This window comes from Sphaerotilus hippei, from assembly GCF_003201595.1.
Taxonomy (GTDB): domain Bacteria; phylum Pseudomonadota; class Gammaproteobacteria; order Burkholderiales; family Burkholderiaceae_C; genus Sphaerotilus; species Sphaerotilus hippei.
The window spans coordinates 193,201-217,456 of sequence record NZ_QJJS01000001.1 but is presented as its reverse complement, the minus strand read 5'-3'; the positions used below and the strand labels follow the sequence as shown (position 1 = coordinate 217,456).

The following is a 24,256-nucleotide window of genomic DNA, read 5'->3' as shown; positions in this document are numbered from 1 at the left end:
CGCGCCGCGGTCGACGTCCCGCTCAGGCCATCACCACCGGCCGGGGCGGGGCCGTCTGCCGCTCGTCGGCACCCGGCGGCATCTCGCCTGCGCGGCAGTCCCCCACCTGCGACGCCGGCATCGGCCGCGCCAGCAGGAAACCCTGCAGCGCGCCGCAGCCCAGCCCCTGCAGCAACCGGGTCTGCTCGGCGTGCTCGATGCCCTCGGCGGTGCAGCGCATGCCCAGCGCATCGGCCAGGCCGACGATGGCCCGCACCAGCGCGATCGACGCGGCGCTCGGCGTGCCCGCCAGCGGCTGCACGAACGAACGGTCGATCTTGAGGCGGTCGAAGCGGAAGCGCTGCAGGTAGGACAGCGAGGAGAAGCCGGTGCCGAAGTCGTCCAGCGCCAGGCTCACGCCCAGCCGGTGCAGGGCGACGAGGGTGTCGGCCACCGCTTCACCGTCGTGCACCAGCGCCGATTCGGTCAGCTCGAGCTCCAGGCGGTGCGGGGGCAGGCCGGTGTCGGCCAGCACGCGGCGGACCTCGTCGACCAGCCCGCGGCTGTGCAGCTGCACGGCCGACAGGTTGACCGCGACCTTCAGCGGCTGCGGCCAGCCCATCGCGTCGCTGCAGGCCTGCCGCAGCACCCAGGCCCCGATGGGCACGATCAGGCCGGTCTCCTCGGCCAGCGAGATGAAGGACAGCGGCGCCATCAGGCCACGCTGCGGGTGATGCCAGCGCAGCAGCGCCTCGGCACACTGGACCTCGCCGGTCCGGGCGTCGAACACCGGCTGGTAGTCCAGCCTCAGCTGGCCGGACTCCCGGGCCTCGGCCAGGTCACGGATCAGCCGCGCGCGGCTGTAGGCCCGCTGGCCGATCTCGTGGTCGTACAGGCGGATCGTGTCGCGCCCCTGGTCCTTGGCGGCGTAGAGCGCCATGTCCGCCGCCTGCTGCAGGCCCTGTGCGTCGCTGGCATGCAGCGACGTGCGGGCCAGCCCGATGCTGCCACGCACCTCGATGCGCAGGTCGCCCAGGCTGAACGGCAGGCGCAGGGCCTGCAGCAGCGCCTCGCCACGCGCCATCAGCCGGGCGGACGAACCCTCGCCGGGCACCACCAGCGCGTACTCGTCGCCCCCCAGCCGGGCCAGGCATTCACCGGCGCCGCACAGCGGCCGCAGGCGCTGTGCGACCGCGTGCAGCAGCCGGTCCCCCACCCCGTGGCCGTGGGCATCGTTGACCGACTTGAAGGCGTCGAGGTCCAGCGTCAGCAGGCCCACGCCGGCATCCGGATCGGGCGGGGCAAAACAGCCGTCGAGGAACTGGTTGAAGCCGTGGCGGTTGGTCAGGCCGGTCAGCGGGTCGGTGCCGGCCAGGCGCCGCAGGTCACGCTCGTGACGGCGGGCGGCCGAGACGTCGACCCCCACGCCCCGCCAGCCGACGAGCCGCCCGCTGACATCGAGCAGCGGCTTGCCGCTCAGCGCCCACCACTGCGGCTCCCCCGCCACCTGCAGGGGCACGACCAGCTCGCGGAAAGGGCGCTGGCCGGCCAGGCGCTCCCCGAGCAGCTGCAGCGCCGTGCGGCGCTCGATCTCGAGCGGCTGGGCCTCGCCCCGCAGCAGCGTCACCAGCGAACGGCCCGGCACCTGATCGGACGGCACGCCGAGCAGCTGGGGCAGCAGCGCGGAGGCATGGGTCAGCCGACCCGCGGTGTCGCACTCCCAGAACCAGTCACGCGACGAGCCCTCGACGTCGCTGAGCAGCAGGCTGACCATCTGCGTCTGGCGCTCGGCCTCGAACTCGGCCTGGCAGCGGGAGACGAACTGGCGGGACAGCAGCAGCATGTCCGAGACCAGCAGGACCGCATAAGCCAGCAGCGCCGCCAGCAGGCAGACATCGACCACCCGACCGGAGGCCGCCAGCGCCAGGCCGGAGACCCCCGTCAGCGTGCCGACCCAGGCCAGGCCCGACACCGGCATGCGGGCCGCATTCAGCGCCCCCGAGCAGATGGCCCCGGCCACCACCGCCGCGATGACCATGCGCAGGCCGTCGTTCGTCTGCACGAACAGCCAGGCCGGGTAGCTGGAGAACACGGCCCCCACGCAGAAGGTGTGAGCGGACAAGGCCCTCATCGAGCGCCGGGGCGAACGGCCACGGCCCGAGGCCGCCAGCCAGCGCAGCCGGACCTTGCCGACGCAGGTCAGCACGACCCCCGTCAGCCAGAGCGGGGCCCAGGGCCGCCCCGAGCCGTCGAGCCAGGCCAGCACGGCGAGCAGCACCGCCGCGAGGACCAGCGTCACCTCGGTGATCCATCGGCTGACCGGGGTGCTCTGGACCTGCCGGCTCAGCAGGCGCCCCGCCAGCGCGGCGTCCGCGCCCGGGATGGTCCAGCAGGCGCGCAGACGCTCGATCTGGAGCACAAACCACCGGCGACAGCAAGAAGACAAGGCAGAGATCCATTCACGGGCAGGCCCGCACGAGGTGGTGATGCCCAATCCAAACGACACGACCGGAACCGGTTGGTATTTTGCACTTCAGGATCTCGGGACGGGGGCCCGTACCGACTGTTACGCCCCTTCATTCAGGCGGCGTCAGCCGGTACCTTTGCACGACGGCGCCGGGCGCGTGGCCGGCCCGTCAGCCCGTCAGCCCGTCAGCCCGTCAGCCCGTCAGCCCGTCAGCCCGTCAGCCCGTCAGCCCGTCAGCCTTGAGCATCGCCTTGATGCCACGCACCGCCTGGCGGATGCGGCCCTCGTTCTCGATCAGGGCGAAGCGCACGTGGTCGTCGCCGTGGTCGCCGAAGCCGATGCCCGGTGACACGCAGACCTTGGCCCGCTCCATCAGCTGCTTGGCGAACTCCAGCGAGCCCAGGTGGGCGTAGTGCTCGGGGATCTTCGCCCAGATGTACATCGACGCCTTGGGCTTCTCCACCGGCCAGCCGGCTTCGGTCAGGCCCTTGTGGAGCACGTCGCGGCGCTTCTGGTAGGTCGCGGCGATGTCCTTCACGCACTGCTGGTCGCCTTCCAGCGCGGCGATGGCCGCCACCTGCAGCGGCGTGAAGGTGCCGTAGTCGTGGTAGCTCTTGATGCGAGCCAGCGCCGCGACCAGATCGGGGTTGCCGACCATGAAGCCGATGCGCCAGCCGGCCATGTTGTAGCTCTTGCTGAGCGTGAAGAACTCGACCGCGATGTCCTTGGCCCCCTTGACCTGCATGATGCTGGGCGCCTTCCAGCCGTCGAAGACGATGTCGGCGTAGGCCAGGTCGTGCACGACGAAGATGTCGTGCTTCTTCGCCAGCGCGATCACGCGCTCGAAGAAGTCGAGCTCGACGCACTGCGCGGTCGGGTTGCTCGGAAAGCCCAGGATCATCATCTTGGGCTTGGGGTAGCTGCCGCGGATGGTCTTCTCGAGCTCGGCGAAGAAGTCCACGCCCGGCACCAGCGGCACGCTGCGGATGTCGGCCCCGGCGATCACCGCGCCGTAGATGTGGATCGGGTAGCTCGGATCGGGCACCAGCACGGTGTCGCCCCGGTCCAGCGTGGCCAGCATCAGGTGGGCCAGGCCTTCCTTGGAGCCGATCGTGACGATGGCTTCGCTGTCGGGGTCGATGTCGACCTCGTAACGGTCCTGGTACCAGTGGCTGATGGCCCGGCGCAGGCGCGGGATGCCCTTGCTGGCCGAGTAGCCGTGGGTGTCGGGCCTTTGCGCGACCTCGGTGAGCTTGGCGACGATGTGCGCGGGCGTGGCGCCGTCGGGGTTGCCCATGCTGAGGTCGATGATGTCCTCGCCACGGCGGCGCGCGGCGAGCTTGAGCTCGGCCGTGATGTTGAAGACGTAGGGGGGCAGGCGGTCGATGCGGGCGAAGCGGCGCTTGCCCGAGGAGCTGGAGGACATGTGGCAGTGACTTTCACGTGAGCGCCCGGAACCGTCCGAGCGACGTCGGAGCCCGATGACGGACTCCGGCGGGCATCGTACGTGAAGAAGACCGGAGATGCACGCCCGGCGGCCTCATTTCCGGACATCGGATCCGGGGGCGCGCCACTAATCTGCAGGGCAGCCCACGAAAGCCGAGAGCGCCGAGCAAGCCATGTCGACCTGGTCCGCCATCACCGCCAACCTGATTCCGCACGGTTTCTGCCTGTCCTGGCAGCCCGGGCTGATGGTGGCCCACATCGGTGCCGACGCGATCACCGCGGCGGCCTACTCCACCATTCCCTTCCACCTGCTCAAGCTGGTGCGCGAACGCAAGGACCTCCAGTTCAGCTGGGTCTTCGTGCTGTTCGGCCTGTTCATCATGGCCTGCGGGGCCACGCACGTGATGTCGCTGTGGACGCTGTGGTTCCCCGACTACCTGGCCAGCGCGGTGGTGAAGGTCATCACCGCGCTGGCGTCGGTGGGCACGGCCCTGGTGCTGGTGCCGCTGATCCCGAAGGCGATCGCCCTGCCCGGCCCGGCCCAGTGGCAGGCGGTCAACGACGACCTGCGCCAGCAGGTCGAGGAGCGCAGCAAGGCCGAGGCCGAGGTGCGCCGCCTCAACGGCGAGCTGGAAGCGCGCGTGCAGCAGCGCACCGCCGAGCTGCAGGTGGCCAACGACCACCTCAGCGCCCTGCACGGCGAGCTGGAGGAGCGGGTGCGCCAGCGCACCGCCGAGCTGCGCCAGGCCCAGGCCGAGCTGATCGACAGCGCCCGCCAGGCGGGCATGGCCGAGATCGCCACCAACGTGCTGCACAACGTCGGCAACGTGCTCAACAGCGTCAACGTGTCGGCCGGCGTGATCACGCAGCAGCTGCGCCAGTCCAAGCTGCCGGGGCTGGGCCGGGCCGTCGGCCTGCTGCAGGAGCACGAGGGGGATCTGGCGCCCTTCCTGACCGACACCGAGCAGGGGCGCCGGCTGCCGGGCTACCTGGCCCGCCTGTCGGTGGTGCTGGTCGACGAGCAGCGGGCGATGGGCGACGAGCTGGGCCAGATGGGCCGGAGCATCGAGCACATCAAGGACATCGTGGCCACGCAGCAGGCCTATGCCGGCGGCTCCAGCAGCCTGGTGGCCACCCGCGTCGAGCAGCTGATCGACGACGCGCTGCGCATGAACGCCGGGGCGCTGTCACGCCACCAGATCACGGTGGTGCGGCAGATCGAGCCCATGCCCGAGCTGCTGATCGACAAGCACAAGGTGCTGCAGATCCTGATCAACCTGATCAGCAACGCCAAGCAGGCGATGGACACCGAGAACAGCCGGGGTCACTGCCTGACCCTGGCCGCGCACATCACCGCCGACCAGCGGCTGTGCATCCGCGTGGCCGACGAAGGGGATGGCATCTCGCCCGAGCACCTCACGCGCATCTTCGCCCACGGCTTCACCACCCGCGCCAACGGCCATGGCTTCGGCCTGCACAGCTGCGTGGTGGCCGCGCGCGAGATGGACGGCAGCCTGGTCGCCCGCAGCGACGGCCCCGGCCTGGGCGCCACCTTCACGCTGGAAGTGCCGGCCCGGCCCTCGGCCGACACCCCGTCATGACGGCACCGGCGCACTCGGAGCCGGCCCACCGCCGCATCCTGCTGGTCGATGACATGCCGGCGATCCACGCCGACTTCCGCAAGATCCTGGGCGGGCCGGCCCCGACCGCCGACTTCGACGCCTTCGAGCAGGCGCTGTTCGGCGAGCCGGTCGTCGCGCCCGCAGGCGCGGCGGGTTTCGAGCTCGACTCCGCCTACCAGGGCCAGGAAGCGCTGGCCTGCGTCCAGGCCGCCCTGCAGGCCGGGCGGCCTTACGCCGTGGCCTTCGTGGACATGCGCATGCCCCCGGGCTGGGACGGCGTGCAGACCATCGAGCGGCTCTGGCAGGTCGATGCGCGGCTGCAGGTGGTCATCTGCACCGCCTACTCCGACTACGCCTGGCACGAGGTGCTGGAGCGGCTGGACGCGCGCGACCGGCTGCTGATCCTGAAGAAGCCCTTCGACGCCATCGAGGTCAGCCAGATGGCCGACACGCTGACCGCCAAGTGGCAGGCCACCCGGCAGGCCATGCAGCACGCCAGCACGCTGGAGACCCAGGTGCGCGCCCGCACGGCCGAGCTGGAGGCGGCCAACCGCCAGCTGCAGCAGGAGCTGGCCGAGCGCCAGCGCACCTCGGCCCAGCTGCAGCTGGCGGCCAGCGTGTTCGACAACGCGATGGACGGCATCGTCGTCACCGACGAGCGCTCGTGCATCCTGTCGGTCAATCCGGCCTTCACGACGCTCACCGGCTACACGGCGGCCGAGGCGATCGGCCGCAAGCTGAGCCTGCTGCGCTCGGACCGCAACGAGCCGAACTTCTACCGCGAGCAGTGGAACCTGCTGCTCCAGGCCGGCCGCTGGACCGGCGAGCTGTGGAACCGCCGCAAGGACGGCGAGGTCTTCTGCGAATGGCTGAACATCAGTGCCGTGCCGGTCACGCCCGGCCAGCCGGCGCGTTACGTGGGCATCTTCAACGACGTCACCGCGCTGCGCCGCCAGGACGACCACATCCGCCACCTGGCCTTCCACGATCCGCTCACCGGCCTGCCCAACCGCGCGCTGCTGCTCGACCGGCTGGAGCACGCCATCGACGGCGCCGCCCGCCTGGGCGAGCACCTGGGGCTGATGTTCATCGACCTGGATCGTTTCAAGCAGATCAACGACACGCTCGGCCACGAGCTCGGCGACCGCCTGCTCCAGGAGATCGCCCACCGGCTGCGGCAGCAGCTGCTCGAGTCCGACACGGCCGCGCGGCTGGGCGGCGACGAGTTCGTCGTGCTGCTCGAGCACGTGCAGGACCCGCAGGCGCTGGGCACGCTCGCCGAGCGGCTGATCACCAGCCTGTCGCGGCCGGTGGTGGTCGAGCCGCACACGATGCAGGTCGGCGCCACCATCGGCATCGCCTGCTTCCCCGAGCACGGGCTGCGCGCCACCGACCTGATGCGGCAGGCCGACGCGGCGATGTATGCGGCCAAGTCGGCCGGGCGCGGCTGCTGGCGCGTCGGCCCGCCGTCGCCGGGCGGGCCGACGGATTGAAGCCGCGGTCGGTGTCGATGACCGGCATCACCACGGCGACATGCGCATGCCGGAACCCTGCCGGTGGATGAGCCAGGGGCTGCATGTGCGGGGGACCGGGATGTCCCCAGGCCGGCAGGGGGTGCGCCCGGGCGCCGATCATGCGACGCTCGCCATGTCCGGCCACCGGCCCAACAGGTCCCCACCCATGCAGACGTCCTACACCCCCGCCGCCGACCGCTACGCCACCATGCCCTACCGCCGCTGCGGCGCCAGCGGCCTGAAACTGCCGGCGCTGTCGCTCGGCCTGTGGCACAACTTCGGCGACACCACGCCGATCGCGCGCCAGCGCGAGATGGTCACCACCGCCTTCGACCTGGGCATCACCCACTTCGACCTGGCCAACAACTACGGCCCGCCCTACGGCAGCGCCGAGCTCAACTTCGGCCGCCTGCTGCGCGAGGACCTGAAGCCCTACCGCGACGAGCTGGTCATCTCCAGCAAGGCCGGCTGGGACATGTGGCCCGGCCCCTACGGCCAGGGCGGCGGCTCGCGCAAGCACGTGCTGGCCAGCCTCGACCAGAGCCTGAAGCGCCTGGGCCTCGACTACGTCGACATCTTCTACTCGCACCGCTACGACCGCGACACGCCGCTCGAGGAAACCGCCCGCGCGCTGGCCCAGGCCGTGCGCCAGGGCAAGGCGCTGCACATCGGCATCTCGTCCTACTCGCACGGCAAGACCGCCGAGATGGCCCGGCTGCTGAAGGCCGAAGGGGTGCCGCTGCTGATCCACCAGCCCAGCTACAACCTGCTCAACCGCCACATCGAAGGCGGCCTGCTCGACACGCTGGCCGAGGTCGGCGCGGGCTGCATCACCTTCACCGCGCTCGCCCAGGGCCTGCTGAGCGACAAGTACCTCGCCGGCATCCCGGCCGATGCCCGCGTCAACCGCCCGGGCGGCGGCTCGCTGCTGCCCGCGCACCTGAGCGAGGCCAACCTGGGCAAGGTCCGGGCGCTCGACGGCATCGCCCGGCGCCGGGGCCAGAGCCTGGCGCAGATGGCGCTGGCCTGGGTGCTGCGTGACGCCCGCGTGACGACCACGCTGATCGGCGCCAGCAGCGCCGCGCAGATCCGCGAGAACGTCGGCGCGCTGAGCCACCTCGCCTTCAGCGCCGAGGAGCTGGCCGAGATCGACCTGCATGCGCAGGAAGGCGGCATCGACCTGTGGCGCGCGCCCAGCACCGACTGGGCCGACTGAACGGGAGCCGATCATGACGGACACCACCCTCCTGCTGCAGGCCACCGCACTGGGCCCGTCGCCCACGCCGTGGCCCTGCATCGACCCGTTCCTGTTCTGCGTGCACCACCACGACGCCTACCCGCGCGGGGACGGCCGGCTCGGCCCCGACGCCTCGCTGGCCGGCCGCTCGATCGGGCAGGACTTCGCCGGCCTCGACGGCTGGAACCTGTACCACGGCGAGCGCATCCCGGGCTTTCCGGCCCACCCGCACCGGGGCTTCGAGACCGTCACCGTGGTGCGCCAGGGCCTGATCGACCACGCCGACTCGCTGGGCGCGGCGGCCCGCTTCGGCGCCGGCGACGTGCAGTGGCTGACCGCCGGCCGCGGCATCGTGCACGCCGAGATGTTCCCGCTGCTGCGCACCGACCGGGACAACCCGCTGGAGCTGTTCCAGATCTGGCTGAACCTGCCGGCCCGCCGCAAGATGGCCGAGCCGCACTTCACCATGCTGTGGTCCGACCAGATCCCGGACGTGACTCACCACGACGCCGAAGGCCGCGCCACGACCGTGCGCCACGCCGCCGGCCGGCTCGGCGCGGGCGAGGCCCGACCGCCCGCACCGCCACCCGACTCCTGGGCCGCCGAGCCCGATGCCGACCTGGTCATCGCCACCATCCGCATGGCCCCGCACGCCCGCTGGACCCTGCCGGCCGCCGCCGCTGCCACCACCCAGCGCATGCTCTACACCGTCACGCCCGGCGCCATCGGCGTGGCCGGTCGCCACATCACGCAGCGCGTGGCCCTGCAGCTGCGGGGCGACGCCGCGGTCGAGCTGGTCAACGGCGACCGGCCCGCCGACCTGCTGCTGCTGCAGGGGCGCCCGATCGGCGAGCCGGTGGCGCAGTACGGCCCCTTCGTCATGAACAGCCGCGCCGAGATCCAGCAGGCCTTCGACGACTACCAGCGCACCGGCTTCGGCGGCTGGCCCTGGCCCGACGGCGCCCCGGTGCACGGCGCCGGCGCGGGCCGGTTCGCCCGCCATGTCGACGGCCGCGAGGAACACCGGCCCGAGCCGCCGGCCACGCCCGGCTGAGCGCCTGGCGCGCGCGCCGGGCCGGGCTCATCCGTTTCCGTCATTTGGATATCGGGACGCCAGCCGTTATCGTGGGCGGGTGACCGGGGTTTGCCCCGGCGGATCGATCCACCTTCCGGGAGCCCGAAGCATGACCTCTTTCCGACTGACCCTCGCCGCCACGCTGCTGGCGCTGACCGCCCCGGCCTTCGCCGGCAAGACCGTCGACACCATCCGGCAGCGTGACCAGATCGTCATCGGCGTGAGCACCGGCGTGGCCGGCTTCTCCGCCGCGGACAGCGCCGGCAAGTGGACCGGGCTGGACGTCGACGTCGGCAAGGCGATCGCCGCGGCGCTGCTGGGCGACGCCGAGAAGGTGAAGTGGGTGCCGCTGGCCTCGCAGCAGCGCTTCACCGCGCTGCAGTCGGGCGAGGTCGACGTGCTGTCGCGCAACACCACGGTGACGCTGACCCGCGACGCGTCGATGGGGCTGTCAGGCACCGCGGTCGTCTACTACGACGGCCAGGGTTTCATGGTGCCGACCAAGCTCAAGCTCAAGAGCGCGAAGCAGCTCAAGGGCGCCACCGTCTGCGTGCAGTCGGGCACCACCACCGAGAAGAACCTGACCGACTTCTCGCGCGCCCACAAGCTCAACCTCAAGCCGGTGGTGTTCGACAAGTTCGACGCCGCCAACGCCGCCTACTTCGCCGGCCGCTGCCAGGCCTACACCACCGACGCGTCGGGCCTGGCCGCCGTGCGCGCCAAGGAGGCCAAGGACCCGAAGGAGCACATGATCCTGCCCGAGATCATCTCCAAGGAGCCGCTGGGCCCGCTGGTGCGCCGCGGTGACGACGAGTGGGAGGCGATCGTCAAGTGGGTGGTCTACGGCCTGCTCGAGGCCGAGGAGAACGGCATCACCCAGGCCAGCGTCGACAAGCTCAAGGCCGAGAGCACCGACCCGGTCGTGATGCGCCTGCTGGGCAAGGGCGACGACACCGGCAAGCTGCTGGGCCTGGACCGCGACTGGCTGGCGCGCGCCATCAAGGCGGTGGGCCACTACGGCGAGATCTACGAGCGCAACGTCGGCGAGAAGACCCCCGTGGGCCTGCCGCGCGGCAAGAACCGGCTCTGGACCGACGGCGGCCTGATGTACGCGCTGCCGATCCGCTGAACCCGCACCGGCCCTGAACCGTCCCGCCCGGCGCCCGCGTGGCCCGGGCGTTGCTTCGCCTGCCCTCGATGAGTGATCCTGTTCCCGTCCCCGCCGAAGACCCGCCGCTGCGCGCGGCACGCCCCAGGCCGGCGCGCCCGCGGCCACGCCGGTCGTGGCGCCACCCGGCCACCCGCGCGCTGGCCTGGCAGGTGCTGGCCGTGCTGGCGCTGGCCGGCGGGCTCGGCTGGCTGGCGCACAACACCGCCACCAACATGGCCGCGCGCGGCATCCAGAGCGGCTGGGACTTCCTGATGCAGACCGCCGGCTTCGACATCGGCGAGCAGCCGGTGCCCTACGAGTCGGGCGACCCGTACTGGCGCGCCTTCCTGGTCGGGCTGCTCAACACGCTGCGGGTGGCGCTGGCCGGCATCGTCGGGGCGACGCTGCTGGGCACGCTGGTGGGCCTGGGCCGGCTGTCGCGCAACCTGCTGGTGCGCGGGCTGTGCCGGACCTATGTGGAGCTGTTCCGCAACGTGCCGCTGCTGGTGCAGCTGCTGGTCTGGTACCTGCTGCTGGTGAGCCAGCTGCCGGGCGTCACCGAGGCGATGAACTGGCGCGACACGGTCTTCCTGAGCCAGGCGGGGCTGTCGCTGCCGTGGCCAGCGCACGGCGGGGCCGCGGTGGACGGCGCCGCCGCTGGCTGGCACTGGAGCGTGCCGGTGCTCGACGGCCTGTCCTTCAGCGGCGGCGCGGCGCTGTCACCCGAATTCCTGGCCGTGCTGCTCGGGCTGGTCTGCTACACCGCGGCCTACGTGGCCGAGGTGGTGCGCGGGGGCATCCGCTCGGTGGCACGCGGCCAGATCGAGGCCGCGCAGAGCATCGGCCTGAGCCGGCGCCAGACGCTGCGCCGGGTCACCGGCCCGCAGGCGCTGCGCGTGATCGTGCCGCCGCTGACCAACCAGTACCTGAACCTGACCAAGAACTCGTCGCTCGCGGTGGCCGTGGGCTATCCCGACCTCGTGTCGATTGCCAACACCACGCTCAACCAGACCGGCCGGGCGATGGAGTGCATCGTCATCCTGATGGCGGTCTACCTGGGCACCTCGCTGCTGACGGCCGCGCTGATGGCCGCCTTCGACCGGCGCGCCGCGATCCGGGAGCGCTGAGCCCATGAGCGACACCCCGTTGATCCCCGCCCGCCCGGCACCGCGCCACCCCGGCGGCCCCGCCGCCCGCGTGCGGGCCTGGGCGCGCCGCCACCTGTTCGACGGCTGGGCCAGCACGCTGGCCACCCTGACGCTGCTGGCCGCGGCGGCCTGGGCGCTGCCGCCGCTGTTCGATCAGGCGCTGCTGCACGCCGTCTGGCGCGCCGACCTCGACGCCTGCCAGGCCGCTCGCGGCAGCGGCGCCTGCTGGGGCGTGATCACCGAAAAACACCGCCTGATCGTCTTCGGCCGCTACCCGCTCGAGGAGCAGTGGCGCCCGGCGCTCGCCACGGCCGGGCTGTTCGTGCTGCTGGTCGCCAGCGGCGTGCGGCGCTGCTGGCACCGCGGGCTGGTGCTCGCCTGGGGGCTCGGGCTGGCCGGCTTCTTCGTGCTGATGGGCGGCGGGCTGGCCGGGCTCGCCCCGGTGCCCACCGACCGCTGGGGCGGCCTGCCGCTGACGCTGATGCTCTCGACGCTGTCGATCGCGCTGGCCTTTCCGCTGGCCGTGCTGGTGGCGCTGGGGCGGCGCTCGCGCATGCCCGCCATCCGCACGCTGTGCGGGCTCTACGTGGAGCTGGTGCGGGGCGTGCCGCTGATCTCGGTGCTGTTCATGGCGAGTTTCCTGTTCCCGCTCTTCCTGCCCGCGGGCACGAGCCCGGACGTGCTGCTGCGGGTGCTGGCCGGCATCTCGCTGTTCGCCGCGGCCTACCTGGCCGAGACGGTGCGCGCCGGACTGCAGGCCATCCCGCGCGGCCAGGCCGAAGCCGCCGCCAGCGTCGGCCTGGGCTGGTGGGCCACGCAGCGCCTGGTCGTGCTGCCGCAGGCGCTGGCCACCGTCGTGCCCGGCCTGCTCAACAGCTTCATCTCGATCTTCAAGGACAGCTCGCTGATCACCATCGTCAGCCTCTACGAGCTGACCGGCTCGCTCGGCCTGGCGCTCAACGGCGACCCGGTCTGGCGCCCCTTCCTGATCGAGGGTTATGTCTTCATCACCCTGATCTACTTCGTGATCTGCGCGGCCATGTCGCGCTACAGCCTGTGGGTCGAGCAGCAGCTCGCCCGCAGCCAGGTCCGATGAACCCGACGCCACGCGCCCCCATGACCCCTGCCGACCCCGCTCCCCTCATCCGCTTCGAGCGCCTGAACAAGTGGTTCGGCGACAGCTTCCACGTGCTGCGCGACATCGACCTGACGGTGGCCCGCGGCGAGCGCATCGTCGTCTGCGGCCCGTCGGGCTCGGGCAAGTCCACGCTGATCCGCTGCATCAACGCGCTGGAGCCCTTCCAGGAGGGCCGGCTGCTCGTCGACGGCATCGAGCTGGGCGTCGAGGGCCGCGAGGACGACCGTGCGGTGACGCGGGTGCGCCAGCGGGTGGGCATGGTGTTCCAGCAGTTCAACCTGTTCCCGCACCTGACGGTGCTGCAGAACCTGACGCTCGCGCCGATGCACGTCGCCCGCCTGCCACGCGCCCGGGCCGAGGCCCAGGCCCTGCAGCAGCTTGAGCGGGTGCACATCGCCGAGCAGGCGCACAAGTTCCCGCTGCAGCTCTCGGGCGGGCAGCAGCAGCGCGTGGCGATCGCCCGGGCGCTGTGCCTGGCCCCGCAGATCCTGCTGTTCGACGAGCCCACCTCGGCGCTCGACCCCGAGATGATCCACGAGGTGCTCGACGTCATGGGCGAGCTCGCCCGCCAGGGCATCACGATGGTCTGCGTCACCCACGAGATGGGCTTCGCCCGTTCGGTCGCCGACCGGGTGGTGTTCATGGACCAGGGCCAGATCGTCGAGCAGGGCCCGCCCGACCGCTTCTTCGACCAGCCCCGCACGCGCCGGGCCCAGGCTTTCCTCGAACGCATCCTGGCCCACTGAAGCCGGTCGGGTGCACGAGGCTGGTGCACCTGCACGCACCCGGCGCGCGGTCCGCAGGTCAGCCGCACAATTGGCCGTGATCCCCCCCTCTTCTTCCGATCCCGTCCACCGGATTGACCCCTTAAGGTTCATGGACAAGCTGACGCGATCAGCGAGGGGGTGAACGCCGAGAAGGTTCCTGGTCGTTCCACGCCCGCCCTGTCCCCCGTGGATGCGCAAAGGAAGCCCTCGACCATGATCCCTTCCCGTCTGATCCGACTGGGCAGCCTGACCCTGCTGCTGCTCCAGGCCACCCTGGGCGCCCAGGCCCAGGCCCCGAGCGACGCGCAGAAGGCGGCCTACGCCCGCCCGGCCTCGATCCCCTTTCCCAAGGACAACCCCTACACGCCGGAGAAGGCCGCGCTGGGCAAGATGCTGTTCTTCGACACGCGGCTGTCGCGCGACAAGAACCTGAGCTGCGCCAGCTGCCACAGCCCGTCGTTCGGCTGGGAGGTGCCGTTCGACAAGGCCATCGGCGCCGGGGGCAAGCCGCTGGGCCGGCACGCGCCGACGGTGCTCAACCAGGCCTGGAGCCGGAACCTGTTCTGGGACGGCCGGGCGCCGACGCTCGAGGCCCAGGCCCGCGGGCCGATCGAGGCCGCCGTCGAGATGGACCTGCCGCTGGCGACCGCCGCCACCCGGCTCAAGGAGGTCGAGGGCTACCGCAGCGCGTTCCAGCGCGCCTTCCCCGCCGACGGGCTGACCGAGCTCAACATCCTCAAGGCCATCGCCACCTACGAACGCACCGTGGTCACCGGCGACACGCCGTTCGACCGCTGGGTGCGCGGGGACGACAAGGCGCTGTCCGAGAGCGCACGGCGCGGCTTCGCCCTGTTCACCGGCAAGGCCGCCTGCGCGGCCTGCCACACGGGCTGGAACTTCACCGACGACAAGTTCCACGACATCGGCCTGCCCACCGAGGACATCGGCCGCCGGGGCGTCACGCAGGCCGAGGCGGACCAGCACGGCTTCAAGACCCCGAGCCTGCGCGAGATCGCCGCCCGTGCGCCCTACATGCACAACGGCAGCGTGGCCAGCCTCGAGGCGGTGCTGGCGCACTACGTCGGTGGCGGCGTGCCCCGCCCCTCCCGCTCGACGCTGATCCAGCCCACGCCGCTGCAGCCGCAGGAAGTGCAGGACCTGATCACCTTCCTGCGCAGCCTGTCGAGCCCGCAGACCACGCTGGCCATGCCCAACCTGCCGGCCCACTGAGCCCGCGCCACCGGAGGACGCCCCCATGAACATCGTCAAGCAAAGCCTCTACCTGTGCATCGGTGCGCTGCTGCTGCTGCTCGGGCTGCAGGGCGCCCAGTCGCTGTGGCAGGTCTCGCGCCTGAGCGGCGCGGCCGAAGCCATCGCCACGAGCAGCGCGGTCTCGAACCAGTCCCAGACCCTGGGCGCGCTGTTCGTGCGGGCCGATGAGCAGTTCAAGGCCGCCACCGCCTTCGTCGACGCGGCCACGATGGCCGAGCACCGCAAGGCGGTGCTCGACAGCATCACGCAGCTGCGGAGCACCGCCGCGGCGATCCAGGCCGCCGCGCAGGGCGATACCCAGGCGCTGGCGGTGGACGCCGCCCGCCAGGTCGACCAGTGGGCCGCGCTGGCCGGCCAGCACCTGTCGAGCGAAGGCCAGACCGAGCTGCCGTCCTACCACCGCCTCGAGGGCGCCGGGGCGGCACTGACCGGCAAGATCGCCGAACTGGTCGCGCGCAGCCACGAGGCAGAGCTCGCCGCCATGGCCGTGGCCGCGAGCAGCGCCCGCAGCGCCTGGTTCTGGACCATCGGCGAGCTGGTGCTGGCGATCGGCCTGGGCCTGGGCCTGGGCTGGTACGCGCTGAGCAGCCTGCGCCGGCAGATCGGGGGCGACCCGGCCGAAGTGGCCGCGATCGCCAACGCCGTGGCCGACGGCGACCTGTCCATCGAGATCCGCACCGCCGGCATCCCCGAAGGCAGCGTGATGGCCGCCACCGCCCGCATGCAGCGCTCGCTGCGCGAGACCGTGCAGCGGGTGCGCCAGATCAGCCTGTGCCTGTCCGAGGGCGCCGGCGAGATCGCCTCCGGCAACGCCGACCTGAGCGCACGCACCGAGCAGCAGGCCAGCGCGCTGGAGAAGACCGCCTCCACCATGACGCAGCTCGGCCAGACCGTGCGCCACAACGCCGAGAGCTCCCGCGAGGCCGACCAGCTCGCCCGCGGCGCCTCGACCATCGCCACGCGGGGTGGCGAGGTCGTCGGCCAGGTCGTGCACACCATGCAGGACATCAACAGCTCGTCCAGGAAGATCGTCGACATCATCACGGTGATCGACGGCATCGCCTTCCAGACCAACATCCTGGCGCTGAACGCGGCGGTCGAGGCCGCGCGCGCGGGCGAGCAGGGCCGCGGCTTCGCGGTCGTGGCCTCCGAGGTGCGCAGCCTGGCGCAGCGCAGCGCCGATGCGGCCAAGGAGATCAAGAGCCTGATCACCGCCAGCGTCGAGCAGGTGGAACAGGGCTCCGACCTGGTCGACCAGGCCGGCTCGACCATGCAGGAGATCGTCGCCGCGGTGCAGCGCGTCACCGCGATCATGAGCGAGATCAGCGGGGCCAGCGAGCAGCAGAGCGCAGGCGTCTCGCAGGTCGCCGGGGCCGTCACGGAGATGGACCAGGCCACGCAGCAGAACGCGGCGCTGGCCGAGCAGAGTGCCGCCGCCGCCGAGAGCCTGAAGGCCCAGACCCAGCAGCTGGTGGAGGCGATGGCGGTGTTCCGGATGGACACGGCGGCCCAGGCGGCCTCCCGTGCCGGACCGGACACCTGGAACGGCGCCGACCGCCGCGGCCCCGACCGGGCGAAGAACGTGGTGCGTGCGCCGTTCAGCGCCCGCGCCGACCGCCCGGGCGCGGCCGCGCCGCAGCAGGAATCCACGTCCCTCGCGGCCCCGGCACGGACCGGCACCGACGACTGGGAGACCTTCTGAGGCGGCCGCCGCGCGGCCCGCTACCGCCAGGCGGAGAAACGAGGCCCTCCAGCCCCGCCTGATTCCGCTGCACGGAAGAAGCGCACGCCCTCGCACGCGCTCGAGACCACGCTCCTAGCATGAACCCGTTCATCCACATGGGAAGCAGGAGCGCAGTCCGACATGAGCAAGACCCGCAAGACCTTCACGATCGGCATGGCCGTGGCACTGTCCACCGCCGCCGTCGCCAGCCAGGCACAGACGCAGGTGGGCACGAACGTGACCCTCTACGGCGTGCTGGACGCCAACATCAACCGCGCCACCGCCGGCGAGAAGAAGAACGGCGGCGCGTCGGTGACCCGCATGAACGACGGCCACACCTACGGCCTCAACGGCTCGCGCTGGGGCGTGAAGGTCAACGAGGACCTGGGCCACGGCATGCGGGCCGCGATCGTGCTGGAACAGGGTCTGGGCGTCGACGACGGCACGCTCAAGCAGGGCAGCCGCGCCTTCGGTCGCCAGGCCTACCTGGGGCTGGCGCAGGCCGGACTGGGCGAGGTGCGCCTCGGTCGCCAGTACGCGATGCACGACGAGGTGCTGGTGCCCAACAACCCGTTCACGGGCAGCACCGTCATGTTCCCCGGCGGCGCCGGACTGACCAACACCACCTCCCCGCTGCTGCCGCAGTTCATCGACGGGCCGCGCATCGACAACATGGTGCAGTACCTGTCGCCCAGCCTAGGCGGGCTGACCGGCCAGGTCGCCGTCGGCCTGGGTGAAGGCAGCACCGACCGCTACCAGGGGGTCAAGGCCGCCTATGCGCAGGGCCCGCTGTTCACCGCGATGGCCTACGAATGGAACACGGACCGCAGCACGGACCGCAAGACCAACAAGACGCTGACGGCCACCGCCAGCTACAACTTCGGCGCCTTCAAGCTGATGGGCGGTCTGCAATCGGCCCGCGACCTGAGCGGCAGCACCGGCAACCTGACCGCGATCACCAACTGGACCATCACCGGGCCGACCACCTTCGTGGCCAGCAAGCTCGAGGCCTGGACCGCCGGCGTGGCGGTGCCGCTGGGCGCGCTGACGCTGGGCGGCAACTACACGCACACCACCTACAGCGGTGCGGGCAGCGAGGTCGGCCTGGGCCGCATCGCCGCGGCGGTGAAGTACGACCTGTCGCGCCAGACGGCGGTCTACGGCGGCGTCGCCTTCGCCACCGACTCGCTGAAGGAATACATCGGCGAGAAGCGCATGGTGCAGGTCGGCATGCGCAAGGCGTTCTAAACCAGCGTCGGCACCGGCGGACGCGCCGGTGCGGCAGCAGCGACCGCCGCCGGCCAGGCCGGCTTGGCGCCCGTGGCCGGATCGACCAGAGCACGGGGCTCCTGCATCAGGGCCTGGCCGATGCGGCGGGCCTGGCCCTGCAGCTCGGCGGCATGGCGCTGCTCGGCCTGCTCCAGGCTCATGGCCGAGGCGAAGAAGCTGAGCGAAAGCTCCGCCACCAGTCGTCCGGCCTCGAACACCGGCACCGCCAGCGACGAGGTGCGCACCGGATGCACGCCGCTGCCACCACGGTGATGCAGCGCGTGGCCGGCGGTGCGCACGCTGCGCACCAGCTGCCCGGAGCGCAGGCGCTCCAGGGCCTCGCTGCGCGGCCCGCGCTCCAGCGTGCCCGTCAGGTGCAGGCGCGCGGGCTCGTCGCAGAAGGCCAGGTGCACATGGCCGGCAGCGCAGTCGAGCATCGGGAAGGTGCTGCCGCGGTCGATGTGGCGCAGCGCCAGCGCGCCGAGCGCGCAGCTGGAGTCGGTGACGCGCATCGACTGGCCGAGGCGGGTGGTCAGCGTCAGCGGCCAGCCGTGCTGCAGCGTCGCCTCGACCAGCACCTGGCGCCCCGCCTCCACCAGGCGGCCCTGGTCACGCCAGTCGTGCGACAGGGTATCGACCTGGCGGGTGGCGCGGTAGCGCTTGTGCAGCACCTCCTGCTCGACCAGGCCTTCATGCACCAGCGTCTGCACGATGCGGCAGGCCGTCGGGTAGGGCAGCGCCAGCTGGCGCGTGATGTCGGTCAGGGACACCGCCCCCAGGCGGTTGATCAGCTGCAGCACGGCGATGCCGCGGCTCAGCGACCGGATCGGTACGCCTTTTTCCACGTCGGAACTCCTCGGGTGAGAGGCGGACGCAGGTTCAGGGCGCCGCGATGTTGCGCAGCAGCAGCTGCAGCAGTTCGTTGAGCTTGTCGATCTGGGCGGTGGTCATGCCGTTGAAGCTGCGCAGGAACAGGTGGCTGGTCGCCAGCTGGATGCGCTCGATCGCCTGGCGGCCCGTCTCGGTGAGCGTGACCTCGGTGACCCGGCCGTCCTGCTGCGACGGCGCGGTGTCGACCAGGCCCTCGGCCTTCATGCGGTAGACGATCTTGGTGACCGTCGACAGCTTGGCGATGGCGTGCAGCGAGATCTCGGAGATGCTGCTGGTGCCGTTCTCCTTGAGGATGAACAGCGTGCGCCAGGTGGGGATGTCCATGTCCACCGTCTTGAGCGCCTGCTCCATCTCCATGGTGTAGGCGCCGTGGACGCGGGCCAGCCAGTAGAACGGGAACTCCTCCTTGCGGAATTCGGGGCTGGCGGGGTTGCAGCGGCTCAGGCGGTTCTTGGTGACCATGACGGGACAGGCGAAGGACCGGGACCGCCGGGGCTCCGGACGGGGCCGGGGCCACGGGGCCTGCGGAAAGGGCACGGCGCCAGGGGCGCAGGGGTGGGGAAATCATCTTACCGCGGGCCTCGATCGTGGCGGCCGGCCGCCTCAGCTCGACAGCAGCGCCTGGTGGCGCCCCTGCAGGCCGAGGTAGGCCTCGACGATGCGCGGGTCCCCGGCCAGCTGCGCGGCCGGCCCCTGCATCACCACGCGACCGAGCTCGAGCACGTAGGCCCGGTCGGCCACCTCGAGGGCCGCACGCGCGTTCTGCTCGACCAGCAGGATGGACACCCCCTGGCGGCGCAGCTGCACGATGATGCGGAAGATGTCGCGCACGATCAGCGGCGCCAGCCCCAGGCTGGGCTCGTCGAGCATCAGCAGGCGGGGACGGCCCATCAGCGCCCGGCCCAGCGCCAGCATCTGGCGCTCGCCGCCCGACAGCGCCGCGGCCATCTGCCCGCGGCGCTCCTTGAGCCGCGGGAACAGCTCGTAGACCTCGTCGAGCGAGCGGGCGTGCCGCGACGCCGGCTCCTGGCGGAAGCGGAAGGCGCCCAGGCGCAGGTTGTCCTCGACGTTCATGCTGGCGAACAGCGCCCGGGTCTCGGGCACCAGGCCGACGCCGCGGGACACCCGGTCACCCACGTCGGCGGCCGCCGGGTCCATCTCGCGGCCCTCGAGGCGGATCCGGCCCCGGGTCGCCGGCAGCACGCCCATCAGCGCACCCAGCAGCGTGCTCTTGCCCGCGCCGTTGGGACCGATGACGGTGACGATCTCGCCCGCGCCCAGGGTCAGCGAGACCCCCGTCAGCGCCTCGATCTTGCCGTAGGCGACCGACAGGTCCTGCACCTCCAGCAGCGGTGTGTGCACCGGCTCGTTCATGTCGTCGCTCCCAGATAGGCCTCGAGCACCTTCGGATCCTGCTGCACCTGTGCAGGCAGGCCCTCGGCGATCTTGGCGCCGAACACCATCACCACCACCCGATCGACCAGATTCATCACGAAGTCCATGTCATGTTCCACCAGCAGCACCGCGATGCCCTCGTCCCGCAGGCGCCTGAGCAGCGTGGCCAGCGCCTGCTTCTCCTGGTGGCGCAGGCCGGCGGCGGGCTCGTCGAGCAGCAGCACCGCCGGATCGGCACACAGCGCGCGGGCGATCTCCAGCAGCCGCTGCTGCCCCAGCGCCAGGCTGCCGGCGGGCACGTGGGCCAGCGCGCCCAGGCCCACGCGCTCGAGCTGGTGCCGGGCCTCGGCCAGCAGGCGGGCCTCCTCGCCACGGTCCAGGCGCAAGGCGCTGGCCAGCAGCCCGCGGCGCCCGCGCAGGTGGGCACCGATCGCCACGTTGTCCAGCGCGCTCATCGTCGGCAGCAGGCGCACGTGCTGGAAGGTGCGCGACAGCCCGGCCGCGGCGATGCGCCGGGGCGTCCAGCCCAGCACGCTGCGACCGGCGAACCGCACCTCGCCCGCGCTGGGCTGGTCGACGCAGGACAGCTGGTTGAACAGCGTGCTCTTGCCGGCGCCGTTCGGGCCGATCACCGCCAGGATCTCGCCGGCCTTCAGGCTCAGGTCGAGGTCGCGGTTGGCCACCAGGCCACCGAAGCGACGCGTCAGGCCGCGGGTCTCCAGCACCACCTGGCCACGCTCGGGCAGCGTGCGCCGCGGCAGCGGCTCGGGGGCCGGGCCGGTCGCGGCCGCCGGTCCGCGGCCCGTGGCCGGGCCCTGCACCCGCGCCATCCAGAGCCGGTGCACCCAGCTCCACAGCCCCCCCGGAGCCCGGTGCATCAGCACGACGATGAGCAGGCCGAACACGATGGCCTCGTAGTTGCCGCCCTCGCCCAGCAGGCGAGGCAGCGTGTCCTGCAGCAGGTCGCGCGACAGCGTCACGACCACCGCACCGGCCACCGCGCCCCAGAGGTGGCCGGCCCCGCCGATCAGCACCATGAACAGGTAGTCGATGCCCGCCCCCAGGCTGAACGGCGCCGGGCTGACGAAGCGCTGGTTGCACGCGTACAGCCAGCCCGACACGCAGGCCAGCGCCGCCGAGATCAGGAAGGCCGACAGCTTGGCCCGCAGCACCGGCACCCCCATCGAGTCGGCCATCGCCTGCCCGCCGTTGAGGGCGCGGATGGCCCGGCCGCTGCGCGAGTCGAGCAGGTTGTGCACCAGCGCCACGGCCAGCAGCAGCACCACCCAGATCAGCACGAACATCTTCTGCGGTCCGTCGAGCACCAGGCCCCCCAGGCTCAGCGCGGGCAGCCCCGACAGGCCGGTGTGGCCCCCCAGCGACTCGAGCGTGCCGAACAGGTAGAACAGCGCCAGGCCCCAGCAGATCGTGCCCAGCGGCAGGTAGTGGCCCGACAGGCGCAGCGTCACCGCCCCGAGCACCGCCGCCACGGCCAGCGTCAGCACCAGGCCCAGCAGCAGCGCCGCCAGGTGCGAGCCCGCCAGCGGCTGCAGCCAGGCCGGCAGGCCGACCCCGACGCTGAGCCAGGCGCAGCTGTAGGCGCCCAGGCCGACGAACGCCGCCTGGCCGAAGCTGGTCATGCCGGCCACGCCGGTCAGCAGCACCAGCCCCAGCGCGACCAGCGCGGCCAGGCCGATGTTGTTGAGCAGGGTCAGCTGGAAGACCGGCAGCCACGGCCCGGCCAGCAGGAAGGCCAGCGGCAGCAGCCACCAGGCCCGGCGTCGCCAGGCCGACGACGGCGTGTCCGCAGCGGCGGACCCCGCGGCGGCATGACGGGACAGCGGGGTCGCGCTCATGCGTCCTCCTCGGAATGGCGGGCGCTCAGCGAGCGCCACAACAGGAACGGCAGGATGAGCGTGAACACGATCACCTCCTTGTAGGCACTGGCCCAGAACGTGGAATAGGCCTCCACCAGCCCGACCGCCAGCGCACCCAGCGCGCCGAGCGGATAGCTCACCAGGCCGCCGACGACCGCACCGACGAAACCCTTGAGGCTGATGATGAAGCCCGAGTCGTAGTACAGCGTCGTGATCGGCGCGATCAGCACGCCCGACAGGCCGCCGATCAGCGCGGCGAGGCCGAAGCTGGCCCGCCCGGCCGCCGCCGGCGAGATGCCCATCAGCTGCGCCCCCAGGCGGCTGACCGCCGTGGCGCGCAAGGCCTTGCCCTGCAGCGTGCGCTCGAAGAACACGTACAGCGCCAGGATCATCAGCAGCGCGGCGGCCACCACCCACAGCGTCTGGGCCCCGATCTGCACCGGCCCCAGCGGCAGGCCGTCCTCGGAGAAGGGCTGCGTGCGCGCGCCTTCGGCGCCGAACATCAGCAGCGCCAGGCCGACCAGCACCACGTGCACCGCGATCGAGACGATCAGCAGCACCAGCGCATGGGCCGACGCCACCGGGCGGAAACACAGGTCATAGAGCAGCGGGCCCAGCGGCACGACCAGGGCCAGCGTGTAGAGCACCTGGGCGGCCATCGGCCAGTGCGTGGCCATGTCGCTGCGGCCGATGGCCAGCAGCAGCAAGGCATAGAGCGGCATCACCAGGATCGGCCAGGCCTGCCGCAGCGCCCGCCCGCCGGCGGTGCGCAGCGCCCAGCCCTGCTGCAGGGACCGCAGCAGCGCCAGGCCCAGCAGCAGCCAGGTCAGCGACGCCGGCTGGCCGGCCTGCAGCGCCGCCATGGTCATCGCGCCGAACGTGACGAACTCGCCCTGCGGCACCAGCATCACCCGGGTGACGGTGAACACCAGGACGATGGCCAGGGCCAGCAGGGCATAGATCGCCCCGCTGGTCACGCCATCCTGCCCCAGCAGGAGTGCGATCTGCGTGTTCATGGTCGAGGGCTCACTTCAGCAGGGTCCACTGACCGTTCTTGACGGTGATCAGCTCGCGGCCGCGCTCGTCGAAGCCGCTGTGGTCGGCCGCACTCAGGTTGTAGACACCCTGCGTGGCCGGCAGCTCGCGGATCTGCTCGACCGCGTCCCGCAGCGCGGAGCGGAAGGCGGGCGTGCCCGGCTTGCCGGACTTCAGCGCCACCGGGATGGCCGCCTGCAGCAGCAGGCCGGCATCGAAGACGTTGGCACCGAAGGTGGCCGGCTTGCTGCCGTGCAGCTTCTCGTAGGCGGCGACGTAGGACGCGGCGATCTTGCGGGTCGGGTGGCTGTCAGGCACCTGGTCGAGCACCAGCATCGCGCTGGCGGCCAGGATGGTGCCTTCCACCTTCTTGCCACCGAGCTTCAGGAAGTCGGGCAGCGCCGCCCCGTGGGTCTGGTAGACCTTGCCCTTGTAGCCCTGGTCATGCAGCGTGGTCTGGGGCAGCACCGACGAGCTGCCCGGGGCGGCGATCAGCACCGCATCCGGGCGGGCCGCCAGCGTCTTGAGCGACTGCGCGGTCAGCGAGGTGTCCTGGCGCTGGAAGCGCTCGGCCGACACCATCCGGATGCCGGCCTTGCCCGCCAGGCCTTCGAGCACCTTGTGCCAGTTGTCGCCGTAGGGGTCGGCCGTGCCGATGAAGCCCAGCGTCTTCACGCCGGTGCGGCCCATGTGCTGCACCAGGGCGGCGGCGATCAGGTCGTCGTTCTGCGTCGTCTTGAAGACCCACTTCTTCTGCTCCGTCATGGGCAGCACCACCGCGGCCGTGCCCACCGGCGCGAACATCGGCACGCCCGCCTCGGCGACGAACTGGATCACGCCCATCGCGTTGGGCGAGCCGCTCGGACCGATCAGCGCATCGACCTTCTCCTCGTTGATCAGCTTCTTGATCGCCGAGACCGAGGCGGTCGGATCGCTCGCGTCATCGAGCGAGATGTACTCGATCGTCTGCCCGCCCGCCCGCGTGGGCAGCAGCGGCACGGTGTTCTTCTGCGGGATGCCCACCAGCGCGATCGGCCCGGTCGACGAGGACACGACACCGATCTTGATCTGGGCCTGGGCCCCCGCTGCGCAGGCCACCAGGCCACCGAGCAGAAGAGAACGCAGAAGGGGGCGAACGAGGCAGGTCATCGACATGTCGGGAGCTCCTGGGCGCACATGGCACCTGAGGTGGAAAAGAAGGCGGGCGAGGTTCATCCGCAACGGACCGCGACGCCTGCGGTGATCGAAGAC

General features: G+C 71.7%; 19 protein-coding genes. 11 read left to right on the top strand and 8 right to left on the bottom strand.

What is annotated here, in order from left to right:
- Positions 1–22: 22 nt before the first annotated feature.
- Both C7444_RS01080 and alaC read right to left on the bottom strand, forming a co-directional pair.
- Positions 23–2,398: a putative bifunctional diguanylate cyclase/phosphodiesterase gene (locus tag C7444_RS01080; RefSeq protein ID WP_110398967.1), complete on the bottom strand. Its 2,376-nt coding sequence runs from the start codon at positions 2,396–2,398 to the stop codon at positions 23–25.
- A 265-nt stretch (positions 2,399–2,663) separates the two neighbouring features.
- Positions 2,664–3,872 (bottom strand): alanine transaminase, encoded by a 1,209-nt coding sequence (alaC, locus tag C7444_RS01075; protein WP_110398966.1) that lies wholly within the window; start codon positions 3,870–3,872, stop codon positions 2,664–2,666.
- 193 nt (positions 3,873–4,065) lie between these two features.
- Between alaC and C7444_RS20835 the strand changes: the two genes are divergently transcribed.
- The 11 genes from C7444_RS20835 (at position 4,066) to C7444_RS01020 (ending at position 17,786) form a co-directional block, all read left to right on the top strand.
- Positions 4,066–5,493, top strand: a complete 1,428-nt coding sequence (locus C7444_RS20835; RefSeq protein WP_110398965.1) for a sensor histidine kinase — start codon at positions 4,066–4,068, stop codon at positions 5,491–5,493.
- Complete coding sequence (locus C7444_RS01065) at positions 5,490–7,007, top strand: two-component system response regulator (protein WP_110398964.1); 1,518 nt, start codon at positions 5,490–5,492, stop codon at positions 7,005–7,007. The genes C7444_RS20835 and C7444_RS01065 overlap by 4 nt, the downstream gene beginning before the upstream one ends.
- A 187-nt stretch (positions 7,008–7,194) precedes the next feature.
- A complete protein-coding gene (mgrA, locus tag C7444_RS01060; protein ID WP_110398963.1) occupies positions 7,195–8,244 on the top strand; it encodes an L-glyceraldehyde 3-phosphate reductase in 1,050 nt (349 codons plus the stop codon).
- A gap of 13 nt (positions 8,245–8,257) precedes the next feature.
- Positions 8,258–9,319, top strand: a complete 1,062-nt coding sequence (locus C7444_RS01055; RefSeq protein WP_110398962.1) for a pirin family protein — start codon at positions 8,258–8,260, stop codon at positions 9,317–9,319.
- Positions 9,320–9,449: 130 nt separating this feature from the next.
- On the top strand, positions 9,450–10,469 hold the full coding sequence (locus C7444_RS01050) for an amino acid ABC transporter substrate-binding protein (protein WP_110398961.1): 1,020 nt from the start codon (positions 9,450–9,452) through the stop codon (positions 10,467–10,469).
- 68 nt (positions 10,470–10,537) lie between these two features.
- Entirely contained in the window at positions 10,538–11,617 is a 1,080-nt protein-coding gene (locus C7444_RS01045; protein WP_110399151.1) for an amino acid ABC transporter permease, read from the top strand.
- A gap of 4 nt (positions 11,618–11,621) precedes the next feature.
- Positions 11,622–12,734, top strand: coding sequence for an amino acid ABC transporter permease (locus tag C7444_RS01040; RefSeq protein ID WP_110398960.1), 1,113 nt, complete (start codon positions 11,622–11,624; stop codon positions 12,732–12,734).
- A gap of 20 nt (positions 12,735–12,754) precedes the next feature.
- Positions 12,755–13,522, top strand: a complete 768-nt coding sequence (locus tag C7444_RS01035) for an amino acid ABC transporter ATP-binding protein (RefSeq protein ID WP_110398959.1) — start codon at positions 12,755–12,757, stop codon at positions 13,520–13,522.
- A gap of 234 nt (positions 13,523–13,756) precedes the next feature.
- A complete protein-coding gene (locus C7444_RS01030; protein WP_110398958.1) occupies positions 13,757–14,773 on the top strand; it encodes a cytochrome-c peroxidase in 1,017 nt (338 codons plus the stop codon).
- A gap of 25 nt (positions 14,774–14,798) precedes the next feature.
- The gene (locus tag C7444_RS01025) at positions 14,799–16,517 is read left to right on the top strand and encodes a methyl-accepting chemotaxis protein (protein ID WP_110398957.1); all 1,719 of its coding nucleotides are present in this window, start codon (positions 14,799–14,801) and stop codon (positions 16,515–16,517) included.
- Between the two features lie 162 nt (positions 16,518–16,679).
- Positions 16,680–17,786, top strand: a complete 1,107-nt coding sequence (locus C7444_RS01020) for a porin (RefSeq protein ID WP_110398956.1) — start codon at positions 16,680–16,682, stop codon at positions 17,784–17,786.
- Here the strand turns inward: C7444_RS01020 and C7444_RS01015 are convergent.
- The 6 genes from C7444_RS01015 to C7444_RS00990 form a co-directional block, all read right to left on the bottom strand.
- A complete protein-coding gene (locus tag C7444_RS01015; protein ID WP_110398955.1) occupies positions 17,783–18,652 on the bottom strand; it encodes a helix-turn-helix domain-containing protein in 870 nt (289 codons plus the stop codon). The genes C7444_RS01020 and C7444_RS01015 overlap by 4 nt on opposite strands.
- A 34-nt stretch (positions 18,653–18,686) precedes the next feature.
- Positions 18,687–19,160 carry a MarR family winged helix-turn-helix transcriptional regulator gene (locus C7444_RS01010; protein ID WP_110398954.1) on the bottom strand — a complete coding sequence of 158 codons (474 nt, stop codon included), beginning with the start codon at positions 19,158–19,160 and terminating at the stop codon, positions 18,687–18,689.
- Positions 19,161–19,301: 141 nt separating this feature from the next.
- On the bottom strand, positions 19,302–20,072 hold the full coding sequence (locus tag C7444_RS01005) for an ABC transporter ATP-binding protein (protein WP_110398953.1): 771 nt from the start codon (positions 20,070–20,072) through the stop codon (positions 19,302–19,304).
- Complete coding sequence (locus tag C7444_RS01000) at positions 20,069–21,949, bottom strand: branched-chain amino acid ABC transporter ATP-binding protein/permease (RefSeq protein WP_110398952.1); 1,881 nt, start codon at positions 21,947–21,949, stop codon at positions 20,069–20,071. Before C7444_RS01000 ends, C7444_RS01005 begins: the two co-directional genes overlap by 4 nt.
- A complete protein-coding gene (locus tag C7444_RS00995) occupies positions 21,946–22,986 on the bottom strand; it encodes a branched-chain amino acid ABC transporter permease (RefSeq protein WP_110398951.1) in 1,041 nt (346 codons plus the stop codon). The genes C7444_RS01000 and C7444_RS00995 overlap by 4 nt, the downstream gene beginning before the upstream one ends.
- A gap of 10 nt (positions 22,987–22,996) precedes the next feature.
- On the bottom strand, positions 22,997–24,154 hold the full coding sequence (locus tag C7444_RS00990) for an ABC transporter substrate-binding protein (protein ID WP_110399150.1): 1,158 nt from the start codon (positions 24,152–24,154) through the stop codon (positions 22,997–22,999).
- Between the last annotated feature and the right edge of the window lie 102 nt (positions 24,155–24,256).